The organism is Sandaracinus amylolyticus, assembly GCF_000737325.1.
Taxonomy (GTDB): Bacteria; Myxococcota_A; Polyangia; order Polyangiales; family Sandaracinaceae; genus Sandaracinus; species Sandaracinus amylolyticus.
Genome location: NZ_CP011125.1, coordinates 4,871,134 through 4,885,926 on the forward strand (window position 1 = coordinate 4,871,134; position 14,793 = coordinate 4,885,926).

The window sequence follows — 14,793 nt, forward strand, 5'->3', positions numbered from 1 at the left end:
CATGCTCACTCAGAAGAATCGTCGCCTCCTCGGCGTCCTCGCAGCGCTCGCGCTCGGGACAGCGATCACCACGATCGGCAGTGCTGCGAGCGCGCAGGACGTGCAGATCACCGGCCCTCTCGCCGGTCAGCCCGCGGTGCGCCACATGCGCCAGTACCGCGTCAATCGCTTCTTCATCACTCCGTCGGTCGGCTACACGCTGCAGGACGAGTTCTCGCGCGCGCTGTTCTTCGGCGGCTCGCTCGGGTTCCACTTCACCGACTGGCTCGGAATCGGTGCGTGGGGCGGCGGCGCCCCGATCGACATCGACACCGACCTCACGTCGCAGATCGCCGACAACGGCCAGGTGAGCCCGCAGAACCGGCTCAGCCTTCCGAGCGCGGCGGGCTTCCCCGACCAGGTCGGGCGCATCCGCTGGGGCGCGTCGCTGCACGTCCTGTTCATCCCGCTTCGCGGCAAGCTCTCGCTGTTCCAGGCGGGCTTCGTCGACACCGACCTCTACATCCTCGCGGGTGTGGGCCTGTTCGGCGTCGACGAGCGCCAGGACGTGTCGCGCGAGCAGTATCGCGCCGCCTGCGTGGATCAGCCGCAGCCGCCGGGGAGCAGCGCGCCGGACTGCCTCGCGACGCAGTCGCGCACGTCGCGCATCCTGCCCGCGCCGATGCTCGGTGTCGGTCTGAGCATGTACTTCAACGAGTTCATCGGTCTGCAGATCGAGTGGCGCGCGTTCCCGTTCTCGTGGCGCGCGAGCGGCTTCGACGAGAGCGGTGAGGACGCGAACGGCGAGCCCGGCAGCGGGTTCCCCGACGAGCAGATCAACGGCTCGGACGCGCGCACGACGTTCAATCAGATGCTGAACATCGGCCTGGTGATCTACCTGCCGACGGAAGTTCAGATCACGGACTGAGACGCATCTCCGTTCGCTCGAACGCGAAAACGGCCGGTGGAGACACCGGCCGTTTTTCTTTTTTCCTAGCTGCGAGACGCAGGAGCGTGGCAGTCCGAGCTCAGCCCTTCTTGCGCGGCACTCCCGCCTTGTCGAGCGACCAGCCCGCGGGGAGCACGTTCTCGATCGCAGCGCGCCCTTCCCCGACGTCCCAGCCGCGCTCCGCGAACGCCTCGAGGAAGCGAGCACGCCCGCGCACGCTGTCCTCGCGGCTCAGCGCCTTCTGCGCGGCGGCGCGCGCCGGCGTCGGGTCCTCTTGCGCGAAGAGCGCAGCGATGGCGTGGAAGCGCGCCGTCTCGTTCACGTCCTCGAGGAAGCGCGCGACCGCAGGCGCGATGCGCTCGTCGCGACGGTCCTCGAGCGCCTGGAGCAGCTGGATCTTGCGCGTGGGGTCGCGCTCGTACTCCGTGTCCATCTTCTCGAGGACCGCGAGGAGCTCGGTGACGACGCGCTCCGCGGGCACGAGACGGTCGAGCAGCTTCAGCGGCCAACCGAGCGACTCGCTGCGGCGCAGGAACGCGACGACGGGGTCGATCGCGGGCGCGCCGGTCTCGATGATCAGGCGGAAGGTCTCGTCCTTCTCCTCCTGGTCCGTGATGCTCGGGTCCGCGTAGATCGTGAAGCGCGCGAGGAGCGCCTGGACGGCCTCCGACGACTTCAGCGCGCCGAGCGCCTGGATCGAGTCCCACCGATCCGGCGCCTGCGCGCGACGATCCGCGACGCGGCCCGCGTGCTTCTCGACCGGAGACTTCTTGCTGCCGAAGAAATCGAAAAGGCCCACCGTAGCGTTCTCCCGCTCCGGTGGGCCCCGATGCGCGTCCGGCCCCTCGCCGTCGCGCGCTCAGCGGCGCGTCACCGGATGATCACCGGCTTCAGGTTCACCTGCGTGCCGCGGGTCTGTACCTGGAAGCGAACCATCCGGCAATCGTGCTTCTTGATGAGCGACTGCTCGTTCGCGCGGAGGCGCTGCACGAACTTGTCCTGCGGGATGTTGCTGACGTCCTCGCCGACCGACTGCTTCGCCGCCACGTACTCGCGGTAGACGCGCGCGTAGTAGGCGTCCTCGGGCTCCGACGCGAGCTGCGCGGCCACGGCGGGATCGACCTCGTCCTCGCCGGCGCCCGCTCCCTGCGCGACCGGAGCCGTCGCGGGCGGCGTCGCGCCCGGCTCGGCGATCGAGCTCTGCGCGATGCTGTCGTCCTGCCAGCGCCCACCGCCGCCCGGAGGCGAGCTGACGCGGCCCTGCTCGTCCTCCTCCGGCGTGCCCGTGAAGACGTTGAGCAGCTGGTTGATGCGGTACGCGAGGCCTCCGTACTCGGCGCTCTCGAGCTCGATCCGCGTGTCGGTGCGGCCGTTGATGACCGCGAGGATCGCCTCTTCCATCTGCTCGATCGGGCGGATGAAGCTCGTCCCGATCAGGAAGCCGTACACGAGTACGACGATCGCGCCGATCACCGTGAGCAGCAGGATGACGTTCGTCGCGCCCGCCTTGCCGATCTGCGCGGTGCGGTTCGCGAGCACGACCATCGCGAGCGGCGTCTGCGAGCCGCCCGAGGGCACCGGGCCCACGACGCCGACGTACTCGTCGCCCGCGAGCTGCACCGTGAACGGCGCGCTCGGGTTGCCCTGCATCGCCCCCTGCACCGCGGCCTGACCGGGCCCGAACAGGTGCGCGCCGAGCGCCTCGCTGACCGCGCCCTCCGCGAGCGACGAGCTGTAGACGCGATCGCCGAGCAGGAACGCGACGTCACGGCCGAGCAGCTCGCCCTCTGCGCGCGCGAGGCCGTTCGAGACGTCGTAGCCGACGAGCAGCGCGCCGAGGACGCGGTGATCCTCGCCCCGGATCGGCGCGACCGCGACCTGTAGGACCTTGTTCTCGTCCTGCTTCTGCCAGATGCCCGTCGCGGTGTCGCCGCGGAGCGCGCGCTGCACGGCGGGCAGCGCGCCCGCGAGATCCTGGCCGTACATGCGGTTGCGATCGGCGTTGCGCGCGACGGCGTTGCCGCGATCGTCGACGACCACGACGATGTCCGGCGTCGCGCCGCGGCGCGACGGATCGGCGAGCCACGACGCGACACGATCCGCGGCCTCGTAGGCGCGCGTGCGGCGGCTCGCCTCGTCGAGCGCGCTCACGAAGATGTCGATCATCGCGCGCTGCTGCGACTGCTCGTCTGCGAGCTCCGAGAGCTCGCGCGCGGAGAGACGGAAGGAGCGATCGAGAAGCCGGTAGTCGGAGACGATCCGCGTGTCGACCTCGCCGACCAGCTCGGCCTCGAGGCTCGCCTTCACCATCGCATACGACACGAGCCCGACGACGAGGACAGCAGCAAGATTTCCCGCGATGATCTTGGTCCGCATGCGCTGCGTTCTCCCCCCGAGACTGCAAAGGTGGATATCACCCTGCGACTTTGAGGGTCAATAGAGCCGACTTGTCCGACGACGTGCGCGCGCGTCAGTGTTCGCGGATGATCGCGAGCAAGACGATCGCCATCGTCGACGACGAGAGCTTCGACGCGCACCGCGCGCCTCGCAAGCACGTCGAGTGTCCGGAGCGCCTCGATGCGGCGCGCAGCGGTGTGGCGCGTGCGCTGGGGAGCGCGCCGCGCACGACGATCGCGGCGCGCGAGGTGCGCGAGGACGAGATCCTCCGTGTGCACTCGCGCGAGCACCTCCGGGCGCTCGAGGGCGCGCTGCGCGGATCGTTCGGCAGCATCGACGCGGACACGTACGTCGCGCCCGGGAGTCGGACCGCGGCGTGGCGCGCCGCGGGAGGCGCGGCGGAGCTCGCGCGCGCGCTGGTCGAGGATCGTGCACGGCGCGGATTCGCGCTCCTGCGGCCGCCGGGGCATCACGCCGAGCGCGATCGCGCGATGGGGTTCTGCCTGCTCAACAACGTCGCGATCGCGGCGGCGGCGGCGCTCGACGCCGGCGCGCAGCGCGTCGCGATCGTCGACTGGGACGTGCACCACGGCAATGGCACCCAGGACGCGTTCGAGTCGGATCCGCGCGTGATGTTCGTGAGCCTGCACCAGTGGCCGCTCTACCCGGGCACCGGCGCGCCGGGCGAGATCGGGCGCGGAGCGGGGGTGGGCACGACCGCGAACCTCGCGATGCCGCCGGGCTCCGGGCCCGAGGAGTACGGCCAGGCCTTCCGGCGCGTCGTGCTGCCGCTCGTGTCCGGGTTCGCGCCGGATCTCGTGCTGGTGTCCGCCGGGTACGACGCGCACGCATCGGATCCGCTCGCGTCGATGCGGCTCGATGCCGCGAGCTACGGCGCGATGGCGACCGCGCTCGTCGACGTCGCGGAGCAGCTCGGGCACGGGCGCGTCGGGTTCGTGCTCGAGGGCGGCTACGACCTCGACGCGCTCGAGAGCTCGGTGGAAGCGACGGTGCGCGCGGCGCTGGGCGCGCGCGTGGCGCTGCCGGAGGGCCGCACGTCGGGCACGTCACAGGCCGCGCTCGATCACACGATCCGCGCGCTCGCGCCGCACCGACCCGAGCTGCGGTGACGTCGTCACTCCGTCGGCGGCGGGATCACCTCGGTCCCGACCGCGCGGCCCTCGAGGAACCACAAGATCGCGCCGAGCGCGCCGAACCCGATCGCCGCACCGAGCGCGGCGTCCGACCACGCGCTCCACTCGCGCGCGTTGTCGAGATCGGTGCCCTGCCGCGATCCCGCCTCGACACCGAGCCCGATCGCGACGCCGAGCGACGCCGCGGACAGGCCCCACGCGATCCACGTGAAGATGCGCTCGCCCTCGATCGCGCGGTAGCGCGTCTCGGGCTCCAGATCGACGTACGCGGCCGTGCGCAGCCCCGGCTCGATCGCGACCTCCGAGCGGAACGGCAGGTAGCCCTCGCGCGTGACGAGCAGCGGATGACGGCCGGGATCGAGCGGGAGCTCGTCGCCGATCGGGCTCTGGCCGACGTCGCGCTCTCCGACGCGCACCGACGCGCCCTCGACGTCCACGCGGACCGTGAGCGTGCCCGTCGTCGGCCTCGTCAGACGCGCGGCGCGCGCGGCCTCAGCGCGCTCCTCGAGCTCGCGGATGTGCCCCTCGACCTGCGCACGATCGGGCGGATCCACGCGATCACGCAGATATCGCCGGTAGTGCTCGATCGCCTGGTCCCACTCGCCGAGCTCTTCGTGGGCGCGCGCGACGTTGAACCAGAGGTCCGCGCTGGGGACGAGCTGCGCTGCGACCTGGAACTCGTGGATCGCGTCGCGATACCGGCGCGCCTCGAAGTGCGCCACGCCCGCCTCGAACGCGGCGCGCGCACGGCGCGCGACGTCGGCGTCCTGCTCGGCGACCGTCGCGTCGTGAGGTGGCTGCGGTGTCTCCTGCGCCGAGAGCGCGCTCGGGAGCGCGAGGATCACGAGGGCGACGAGCGCGGCACGCACCGCGCGACGATATCACGAGGCCCGCACGAACTTGGCGTGGGTGGCGCGAGGAAGGAACAATGAGCGCGAGGTGTCGATGCGCTCGCTCCGCTCGCTCGCTCCGGGGGTCGCGCTCGCGAGCACGATCGTGCTCGTCGCGTCGCTCGCGGTCGCCCAGGCCGTCGATCCGTTCGCGCTCCTTCGCGAGACGGGCGGCGCGCCGGTGCCCGTCCCGCCGCGCGCGCTCGCGGTGATCCCCGAGCGGCACACCGGCCGCGCGATCCGTCTGGTCGACGAGCTGGAGCGCATCGAGCCGCAGTTCGACGATCTCGCGGTGGGCGCGGGGCTGAGCAGCCGCGTCGCCATCCAGCTGCGCACGCGCGAGGCGAACGTGCCCATCTTCGTCGCGAAGAGCGACGCATCGATCGCGACGGTGCTCGCGCTGCGGCTGGGCGCGCCGGTCGAGGTCACGGGCGTGATCGTCGAGCGCGGCGGACGCTACCTGATGCTCGCGTCGGACGTGCGCAGCGCCGCCACCGGGAGCGCCCGCGGGCGCTGATCGAGCCGTGGCCGAGCGACGCGCGTCCGCCTCTCCTCCGCCGCCGATCGCGGTCGTCTGCGACGACGCCGATCTCGCGGTGGAGCTCGCGCGCCTCGGCGCGGAGATCGATCTCGCGATCGCGCCCTCCGTCTCGCGCGCGCCGGTCGAGGAGGCCGCCACGATCCTCGGCGAAGGTCGCGCGTGCGGCGTCGCGCTGTCCCGTGCGCCCGAGCCGATCGAGCTCGTCACGCTCGCGCGCGCGTGCTTCGCGTCGGGCTCGAGCTGCGCGATCGTGGGGCTCGGCGAGCGCGCCGAGGTCGAGGATCGCACGGCGATCGCGGCGGATCTCGGGCTCGTCGCCGTGGACGAGGTGCGCCCGATGGTCGCGGCGCTCGCTCTGATGCGCGCGGGCGCGACGCAGCCGTGGTCGTCTTCGGCGCGCGGTCTGCCGGCGCTCGATCGCGCGCGGGTGCAGCTGCGCGGCGGCGGCTCGACGGGGGGTCGTCTCGCGCGGCTCGACGACGGACGCATCGGCTGGGGGCGTGCCGCGCAGGGCGAGCTCGTCGCGCTCGGTGAGCCGCGCGACGTGCGCGAGGCGCTCCGTGCGATGCGCGACGCCGCGGGCGCGACGCCGCCCGGACGCGCGGTGATGGAAGGCGTCGACGAGCGCGCCGCGACCGACGTGCTCTTCGGTCCGCCGCGCGCTCTCTCGGATCCCGCGAGCAAGGCCGCGCTGCAACCGTACGGCTTGCCGCTGCCGGTCGAAGAGCTCTGCTCGAGCCCGTCGCGCGCCGCCGCCGAGGCCGCGCGCATCGGCTTCCCGGTGCGCATCGCCCTCGCCTCGCCCGACCTGCGCATCTGGGATCATCCCGATCTCGCGGTCGACGGCGTCGACAACGCCGCGCGCGTCCGGGACGTGTTCCGCCAGATCATGAGCATGGCGAGCGAGCGCAGCCCCGACGCGCGCCTGCTCGGCGTGACCGTCACCGCGACCACCACGCCGATCGCGCTGCTCGGTGTGCGCGCGATGCCGCTCGAGGGCGGCTGGGTGCTCGCCGAGATCGGCTTCGCCGATCCGCACGGGCTCGCGTCCGGCGACCGCACGCGCACCGTGCTGCCTGCGAGCGCGGAGCGGCTCGAGCGCACCCTCGCACGCCTCCGCGGCAGCGATCTCGTGCTCGCGGGAACGCCCGCGCGTCGACGCACCGTGCTCGAGGCGATCGACGACGCGATGCTGCGCCTCACGGCGTTCGTCGATCGGCGCCGCGACGAGATCGTCTCGGTCGAGATCCGACCGCTCGCGATCCTGGTCGGCGGCGGCGTCGAAGTGCGCGAGGCGTGTGTGACCGTCGGCGAGGCGTTCGTGCGCCGCCTCGACGCGCCCGCGCGAGGCTGAGCCTCTCGTTCGCGAGCCGGAATGCGACGGGGGCTGCACCCGCGCACGGCGGGCGGCCCCCGTCGTTCACGTCACTGCTGGATCCCGCGCGTCTGCTGGATCTCGTCGCCGACCTGACTGCCGTACGGCGGCAGGCCGATCGCCCACGCGGCGAGGAAGTACACGATCAGGAGACCACCGACGACGATCGCGCCCTTCACGACGGGGCTCGCATCCTGCCAGAAACCCATGAGATCACCTCCACACGGCCAACGGCCGACGAGCGGCGTTCGCGTGCCATCATCGTAGGGAAGAGGCGCTTGGATGGTCAACAGAATAAATTCTAGCGGCCGCGAAGGAATCCGTTCCGTGCGTAATCTGGTGAGCGCCACGGTCCGTCGCGTGAGGGCACCGGTCGACCTGGCTCGCGTCGCGACGAGGCTCGGCGTTCGCAGCGGGATCGCGTTCGACGTCTCGCCGCGCGGCGTGATCGCGCTCGCGCGCGCGCGGCTCTCGGGCTCGCTCGGCCTCGCGACGATCTTCCGGGTGCACGCCGCGAACACGCCCGACGCGATCGCGATCGTGTGCGAAGGACGGCGGCTGACGTACCGCGCGCTCGACGAGCGCATCGATCGGCTCGCGTCGCGCCTCCGCCACGAGCACGGGATCGGTCGCGGCGACGCGGCGATCCTGCTGATGCACAACCGCGCCGAGTTCGTGGAGGTGCAGGCGGCGATGACGCGCCTCGGCGGCGCTGCGGTCTCCGCGAGCTATCGCTCGACGCCCGAGGAGCTCGAGTTCCTCGCGTCGCACTCGGGCGCGCGCGCGATCTTCGTCGAGGCCGAGCTCGCTGCCCCCATCGTCGCCTCCCGCGCGAAGCTCACGGGCGTGCCCGACGCGAACCTGATCGCGGTGGGCGGCACGCACCCCGGCACGACGAGCTACGACGCGCTGGTCGCGCCCGGTCGCGTGCGCCCGATCGACGAGGCGAGCGGCGACGACGCCGCAGTCGTCGTCTACACGAGCGGCACGACGGGCAAGCCGAAGGGCGCCGTGCGTCGCTTCCCGAAGGACGCGCACCTCGCGTTCCTCCAGTCGATCGACGAGCTCGACATCCGCCACGACGATCGACACCTCGCGGTGTGCCCGCTCTATCACACGACCGCGTTCGGCTTCGCGTCGTTCACGTTCGTGCTCGGCGGGACCGTCGTGATCGAGCCGCGCTTCGACGCGCAGCGCGCGCTCGCGAAGATCGAGGAGCACGCGATCACCACGACCGCGATGGTCCCGACGATGCTTCACCGCATCCTCGAGCTGCCCGCCGCCGCGCGTCGCGAGCACGACACACGCAGCCTGCGCGCGGTGTTCTCGGCCGGCGCGCCGCTCTCGGGCGCGGTCGCGCGCGACTTCATGCAGGAGTTCGGGCACGTCCTCTACAACATCTACGGCGCGACCGAGACCGGGCTGAACACGATCGCGACGCCCGACGAGCTGCTGCGCGCGCCGGGGACGATCGGTCACGTCGTGCCCGGCAACGAGATCCGGATCCTCGACGAGCGCGGGCGCGACGTGCCGCGCGGCGCGACCGGCGAGCTCTTCGTGCGCAACACGATGCTCGTCGACTACCACCGCGACGACGCGGCCACGCGCGCGTCGATGCGCGACGGGTTCTTCAGCGTCGGCGACCTCGCGCACGTCGACGAGCACGGCCTCGTGCACCTCGACGGACGCAAGCGCGACATGATCATCTCGGGGGGCGTGAACGTGTATCCCGCCGAGGTGGAGGAGGTGCTCGCGCGTCATCCCGCGGTGCGCGAGGCGGCGGTCGTGGGCGTGCCCGATCGCGAGTGGGGCGAGCGCGTGCGCGCCTTCGTCGCGCTGCGCGAAGGTGCCTACGCCGACGTGCCCTCGCTGATCGCGTGGTGCCGCGATCGGCTCTCCGGGCCGAAGGTGCCGCGCGACGTGCGCGTGATGCAGGAGCTGCCGAAGAACCCCACCGGCAAGGTGCTCAAGCGCGAGCTGCGCGAGATGGCCTGACGCTCACCCGCGCGCGGGCAGGCGCAGCTCGATGCGGCGCAGCAGACGCGCGGCGGCGGGCAGCGCGAGCACGTCCACCGCGATCGCGCCGAGCGCGACGACGCCCGGCGCCGCGAGCCCGTTCGCCGCGAGCACCGCGAGCGCCAGGCCCGCCGTCGCCGCCACCGCCACCGCGCGGTTCGCCTCGCGACGCGCGGCGTTCGCCAGCCACAGCGCGGCCGCCGCGTCGCGCACGTCGTCGCCGGTCAGCGCGATCGCGCGCTCGCCCTCGGGCGACCCCGCGGCCGCGAGCACGACCGGCACGTCGGCCGCGGCGAGCACCACGTCGTCGGGCCCGGCGCGACCGATCACCGCGACCGTCCCGCCGCCCGCCTCGCGCAGCCGGCGCACCTCGGCACCGCGCTCCTCGGGCGTGAGCTCGGCCTTCACGTGATCGACGTCGAGCGGGCGCGCGAGGCTCTCCACCGTGCTGCGGTGATCGCCCGACACGAGGAGCACCTCGGCGTCGAGGTCGATCAGCCGCTGCACCGCGGCGCGCGCGCCCGGACGATCCTCGTCGCGCAGCATCACCAGCGCGCGCAGCTTGCGATCGACGCCGACGAACACGACGCTGAGGCCCCGCTTCTCCGCGCGCTCCGCGTCCACGTCGCCCACCGCGACGCTGATGCCCTCGTCGAGCAGGAGCTGGCGGCTGCCCACGACGATCGCCTCGCTCGCCGCGCCGACCGCGGTGATGCCGCGCCCGGGCACCTGCGTGACGCGACGCACCGCGCCCTTGGCCACGCGACGGCGCTCGACGTGCCGGAGGATCGCGCGCGCGATCGGGTTGCCCTCGAGCGACGCCTCGGCGGCCGCCGCGAGGCCGAGCGCCTCGTCGACGGAGCCCTCGCCGATCGGATGCACCTCGACGACCTCGGGCTCGCCCTCGGTGATCGTGCCGTGCGTGCAGAGCGCGACGACGCGCACCCGTCCCGCGCGATCGAGCGAGCGCGCGCTCTGGAACACGATCCCGCGCTCGGCCGCGGTCGCGCCCGCCGCCACGAAGGGCGCCTCGGCCGCGCGTCGCAGCGAGAGCAGCGGCACCGCGACCAGCACGCCCGCCGCCGCCGACAGCCGCATCGCGAGGCCGCCGCCCGAGTCACCCAGCCAGAGGCCGAGCACGCCGAACGCCAGCACCGCGAGCCCGCCCCACTGGATGCCGCGCGTCGTGATCCGCGTGACCCGCGCCGCGTCGTCCGCGGTGCCGTCGCCGAAGCGCGCCGGTCGCAGCAGCGCGCGGTGCTCGCCGACCCGCGTCGCGAGCACGCGGATCGCGCCGTCGATGACGCGCGCGCCCGCGATCACCGGATCGCCCGCGCGACGTCGCACCGGAGAGCGCGCGGCGGGGTGCGCGAGCACGTAGCCCTCCCCCGCGCGCACCACGCCGTCGACCGGCACGACGCCACCGTCGCTGACGATGACCTCCTCGCCGGCGCGCACGCGGTCGGCCTCGAGCACGCGCGAGCCGACCTGCAGCGGACGCGTGGCGTCGTCGACGGGCCCTTGCGCGCGCGCGGGGATGCGGCGGCGCAGCGCATCGAGGAGCCGCTCCAGCGGGCGCGCCGCGCTGGCGTCGAGCCACGCCCGCAGGATCGCCGCGGCGGCGGCCAGCGCTGCGCCGGCGAGCGCGAGCCGCGCGTCGTGTCCGCCTTCGAACGAGAGGAGCGCGGCGACGCACGCGAGCGACGCTCCGCTCGGCGCGGTCGCCCACGCGAGCCAGCCCGCGTCGCGCCGCAGCGGCAGCGGCCCGAGCACCGCGAGCGCCGCCGCGGCCCCGGTGAGCACCGCGCTGATCCCGACGAGCGTCCAGCTGGTCGCGAACGCGGCCGCGACGAGCGCCATGCCCGCCACCGCGAGCGGCAGCACCGGCAGCGGCACCGGCGGCTCGGGGGCCTCGGGCTGCGGCGCGGTCCACTCGGACGAGGAGCTCGACGCGCTCGGCGGTCGCTGCGAGCGGCGCTTGCGCACCGCGCGGAGCATCGGATCGCTGCTCGACGCCGACGCGCTGGCCGACGCCCGCGGGGGCTCGCTCCGCTCCCGATGGCGCTCGCCGCGCAGGAAGCGGTCGCGGCACTCGGGGCTGCAGAGGAAGCGCAGCCCGTCCTCGAGCGCGATCACCGCACGCGCGCGCAGCGGCTCGACGCTCGTGCCGCACACGGGGCAGGGGCGCGACGGGAGCTGCGCGCGCGACGGGGGGATCGAGGAAGCGTCCACCGGAGCCGTGGGGCGTACGCGGGGAGCGCGGGCGCGTCAAACGCGGGGCGAGCGCGATCAGCGGTAAGGCGCGAACCGCTCGGCGCTCACGCGCGAGGCGTTGAGCTGCTCGAGCTCGCCGTCGGAGTAGGCGTCGGCGGAGCCTTCGGGGAGCTCCTCGCGCACGAAGCGCTCGATCGCGTCGCGCGCGGTGCGGCCCACCTCGTCCTCGCTGGCGTCGTCCCACAGCGCGAAGAGCGCCCGCCGGCGATCGGCCGCGGGGCCCGAGCCCGCCCAGATGCGCCGCACGCGCGCGCGCAGCCGGGACAGCGCCGCGGCGCGCTCGCGCGCGGCGTGCGCGTCGGTCAGGCGATCGCGGAGCTCCTCGGTCTCCTCGAGGAACCGCAGCCGCTCCGCGAGGTTCGGGTCCTGTCCCGCGGCGCGCATCGCCGCGCCCTGCGTGTCGAACGTGCCGCCGATGCCGAACGCGGTCCCGGGAGGGGCGATCGTGGCGATCGCTCCGGCCGGCTCGGTGAGGAGCTCGGGCAGCGCGGAGGTTCCGTCGGGCGCGCGCACCTGGTTCGGATCGACCGAGATCGCGGTCAGCGGATCGAGGATCGGCGCGAGGGGCTCCACGAGCTCGGCGAGCGCGTCGGGGAGCTCCGGGTCGTGCCGCCGCTCGACCGCCGCGCCCGAGCCGTCGGTCTGCACGGCATCGCGCGCGCCCAGCTCGGCGTGGCCCCGATCCTCGAACTGCACCGACCCGTCGGGCCGGATGACGGCGGTGAACCCGACGCCGCGATGCACGTAGCTGCCGTCGGACCTGCGCACGAGCTCGATCGCGGTGCGCGTGACGTGGGCCTTCGTCATCGCGCGCGCGTGCAGGTCCGCGTCGAGCCGCTGCTCGATCGCGCGCTCTTCGCGTGCCGCGTCCGCTTCGGGCGTGCTCGGCCCGATCGACAGCCACGCGCTCGCGACGCGCTCGGGATCGAGCGACGGGAGCTCGCGCGGCGTGTCCGGCGCGGTCGGCGTCGTGTCGGTCGACGGTGCCTCCGTCGCGGGCCTCGCCGCGCCCAGCGTCGTCCGCGCGTCCGACACGCTCCGATCGACCACCGCACGCGCCGGCGCAGCCCGACGCGCGCGCACGCGCTCGGGCACGTCGGCGCCGTCCCGCGGGCGAGCGAGCGCGCCTTCCTGCGAGCGCTCGGCGACGCTCAGCTCGAGCACGACGACGTCCGCGACATCGGTGCGCGGGGCCGTTGGCTCGCCCGAGCGAGCGCTCGGCACGACCGCGATCACGACGACGTGCGCGCCCGCCGAGAGCACCCACGGCAAGAGTCGCGGCCCTGTCGCTCGTGCCTGCACGTCGGGACCTGAGCACGCCGCGCGCTCAGTCCATTCCCGCGCCTCGGGCGCGGCGGCGCGGATCAATCAGTCACGTGGATCCACGTCCCCGGCCGGCGCGGCAGCGTGATCACCCCGTGCCATCCGGGCGGCAGCGCCGGCGTCGTCCACTGGAACAGCCAGCGCGCGTCCGCGGGCGCGAGGTTCACGCAGCCGTGGCTCCGCACGTGCCCGAAGTGGTCGTGCCAGAACGCTCCGTGCAGCGCGTAGCTGCCCTCGAAGTACATGGTCCACGGCACGTCTTCGATGCTGTACGCCTCGGTGGCCGAGTCGGGGTCGTCCATCGTCGTCGACACGTGCTTGCTCTGGATGCGGAACGTGCCGACCGGCGTCTCGTAGCCCGCGCGCCCCGTCGACACGAGCGTCGCGAACACCGGCACGTCGCCCTCGTACGCGACCAGCGTCTGCTCGCCGCGATCGACGTGGATCCAGCGCTCGCCCTCCCCGACGCCCGCCGGGCGCGGGATCACCGGCACGATGCGCAGCGCGCTCTCGCGGATCACCCGCCCGTCGCGCGCGATCCGGTACCGCGAGCCGCGCCGCTCCAGCACCTCGTCCTCGAGGAGCAGCGGCGTGTGGAACTCCACCGCGTCGCTCTGCGTGAGCGCGCCGCTCACCGCATCGCGCACCAGCGCGCGCACGCCGCGGCGATAGACGAACGCGAGCGGCGGGCGCCACTCGCCGCCCAGCACGACGCCGCGCATCGCGGGCGGCTGCGCCTCCGCGAGCACCCCGGCGGGCACGTACGTGCCGCGCACCGTGCGGAAGAACGCGCGCTCGCCGTCGAGCTCCTCGCGATCGATGCTGACGTAGAACCCGCGCAGCATGCGCATGCGCAGGAACGACGGGAGCGTCGGGCCCTCGGGCACGCCGGCGTCGGCGCTCGCCTCGAGCGTCGGCGCCACCACGCCCGGCGGCGCCTCGAGATCGGGCTCGGCGCTCGGCGCACCGACCTCGGTGACCGCGGCCGCGCGCGCCGCGGCCTGCGCGCGCAGCGACTCGATCATCGTGCCGGCCTCGCGCTCCTCGGCGACGCTGGGGATGCGCCAGTACTGCGGCGCGTCCTCGCGGGCGACGTAGGCGTACGCGTAGGGCAGCGCGTCGTGCAGCGCCGCCGGCACCGGCGACGGCTCGAAGCTCTGCGGCCCCTGCCCGAGCAAGAAGCCCTCGCCGCGGCACACGAAGCCGCCTCCCACGACCTCGTGCCATCCGCGCGCGCACCCGGGACCGCGCAGCCCCTCCTTCGCGCGGAAGCGCGAGCCGCGACGGACGTAGCCGATCACCGGGCTCGTCACGTCGGGGCGCGCGCGGACCTGCGCGAGGAAGTGATACGCGATGCCGTGGAGCGGCCACTCCGCCTCGAACGCGGCGCGCGCCGCTTCCTCGCGGGCGCGCGCCTCGGCCTCGGCGTCGTGGGGTGGTGCCGGCGGCGGCGGCGCGGGGGGCGGCGGGAGCACCACGGGCGCGGGCTCGATCACGGGCTCGACGGCGACGGGCTCGGTGTCGACCACCGGAGCCGCCGTGATGGACGCGTCGACCGCGCTCCCATCGTCGAGGACCGTGTCGCACGCGCCGAGCCCCGCGATCGACGCCGCGAGCAGGAGTGTGCGAGCCATCCGCATCGTGCTCCGCGCATCGCACGGCGGAGCGAACGACGTCCAGAAAGCGACAGACGACCGGCGCGCGTGGCGCCCGGTCGGGGCGCGACGATCCGCGCCGCGCCGCGAGCCGCCGTCCGCACCGAGGGACAGGCGCGCCCTTCGGCCGTCGCGGACCGCCCGTCCCGCGAGAACGCGGCGCCGCAGACCTCGACCAGGGACGCGTCGAGGCCGGCGAGGGCCTCGTCCGGTGCCGACGGGCCGCCCGTCAGAGCTGAC

Annotated in this window: 12 protein-coding genes; 5 read left to right on the plus strand and 7 right to left on the minus strand. The window is 74.0% G+C overall.

What is annotated here, in order from left to right; genetic code table 11:
- The first annotated feature begins 1 nt into the window (after window position 1).
- Window positions 2–907 carry a porin family protein gene (locus DB32_RS20650; protein ID WP_053234371.1) on the plus strand — a complete coding sequence of 302 codons (906 nt, stop codon included), beginning with the start codon at window positions 2–4 and terminating at the stop codon, window positions 905–907.
- A 100-nt stretch (window positions 908–1,007) separates the two neighbouring features.
- Here DB32_RS20650 and DB32_RS20655 read toward each other — a convergent pair whose 3' ends face one another.
- Window positions 1,008–1,727 carry a hypothetical protein gene (locus tag DB32_RS20655; protein WP_053234372.1) on the minus strand — a complete coding sequence of 240 codons (720 nt, stop codon included), beginning with the start codon at window positions 1,725–1,727 and terminating at the stop codon, window positions 1,008–1,010.
- Between the two features lie 71 nt (window positions 1,728–1,798).
- On the minus strand, window positions 1,799–3,304 hold the full coding sequence (locus DB32_RS20660) for an MXAN_5187 C-terminal domain-containing protein (protein WP_157069230.1): 1,506 nt from the start codon (window positions 3,302–3,304) through the stop codon (window positions 1,799–1,801).
- 107 nt (window positions 3,305–3,411) lie between these two features.
- Between DB32_RS20660 and DB32_RS20665 the strand changes: the two genes are divergently transcribed.
- Window positions 3,412–4,455 (plus strand): histone deacetylase family protein, encoded by a 1,044-nt coding sequence (locus DB32_RS20665; RefSeq protein ID WP_053234374.1) that lies wholly within the window; start codon window positions 3,412–3,414, stop codon window positions 4,453–4,455.
- Window positions 4,456–4,460: 5 nt separating this feature from the next.
- Here DB32_RS20665 and DB32_RS20670 read toward each other — a convergent pair whose 3' ends face one another.
- Window positions 4,461–5,348, minus strand: coding sequence for a tetratricopeptide repeat protein (locus tag DB32_RS20670; protein WP_053234375.1), 888 nt, complete (start codon window positions 5,346–5,348; stop codon window positions 4,461–4,463).
- 76 nt (window positions 5,349–5,424) lie between these two features.
- Here DB32_RS20670 and DB32_RS20675 point away from each other — a divergent pair, with 76 nt between their 5' ends.
- Both DB32_RS20675 and DB32_RS20680 read left to right on the plus strand, forming a co-directional pair.
- Entirely contained in the window at window positions 5,425–5,886 is a 462-nt protein-coding gene (locus DB32_RS20675; protein WP_157069231.1) for a hypothetical protein, read from the plus strand.
- Between the two features lie 7 nt (window positions 5,887–5,893).
- Entirely contained in the window at window positions 5,894–7,264 is a 1,371-nt protein-coding gene (locus tag DB32_RS20680; RefSeq protein WP_053234377.1) for an acetate--CoA ligase family protein, read from the plus strand.
- A 71-nt stretch (window positions 7,265–7,335) separates the two neighbouring features.
- Here DB32_RS20680 and DB32_RS46910 read toward each other — a convergent pair whose 3' ends face one another.
- Entirely contained in the window at window positions 7,336–7,494 is a 159-nt protein-coding gene (locus tag DB32_RS46910; RefSeq protein ID WP_157069232.1) for a hypothetical protein, read from the minus strand.
- A 151-nt stretch (window positions 7,495–7,645) separates the two neighbouring features.
- Between DB32_RS46910 and DB32_RS20685 the strand changes: the two genes are divergently transcribed.
- A complete protein-coding gene (locus DB32_RS20685) occupies window positions 7,646–9,280 on the plus strand; it encodes a class I adenylate-forming enzyme family protein (RefSeq protein WP_169791501.1) in 1,635 nt (544 codons plus the stop codon).
- A 3-nt stretch (window positions 9,281–9,283) separates the two neighbouring features.
- Here DB32_RS20685 and DB32_RS20690 read toward each other — a convergent pair whose 3' ends face one another.
- The 3 genes from DB32_RS20690 to DB32_RS20700 form a co-directional block, all read right to left on the minus strand.
- On the minus strand, window positions 9,284–11,533 hold the full coding sequence (locus DB32_RS20690) for an HAD family hydrolase (RefSeq protein ID WP_157069233.1): 2,250 nt from the start codon (window positions 11,531–11,533) through the stop codon (window positions 9,284–9,286).
- Window positions 11,534–11,590: 57 nt separating this feature from the next.
- Complete coding sequence (locus tag DB32_RS20695) at window positions 11,591–12,847, minus strand: hypothetical protein (RefSeq protein WP_157069234.1); 1,257 nt, start codon at window positions 12,845–12,847, stop codon at window positions 11,591–11,593.
- 92 nt (window positions 12,848–12,939) lie between these two features.
- Window positions 12,940–14,532 carry a L,D-transpeptidase gene (locus DB32_RS20700; protein WP_053234381.1) on the minus strand — a complete coding sequence of 531 codons (1,593 nt, stop codon included), beginning with the start codon at window positions 14,530–14,532 and terminating at the stop codon, window positions 12,940–12,942.
- Window positions 14,533–14,793: the final 261 nt, after the last annotated feature.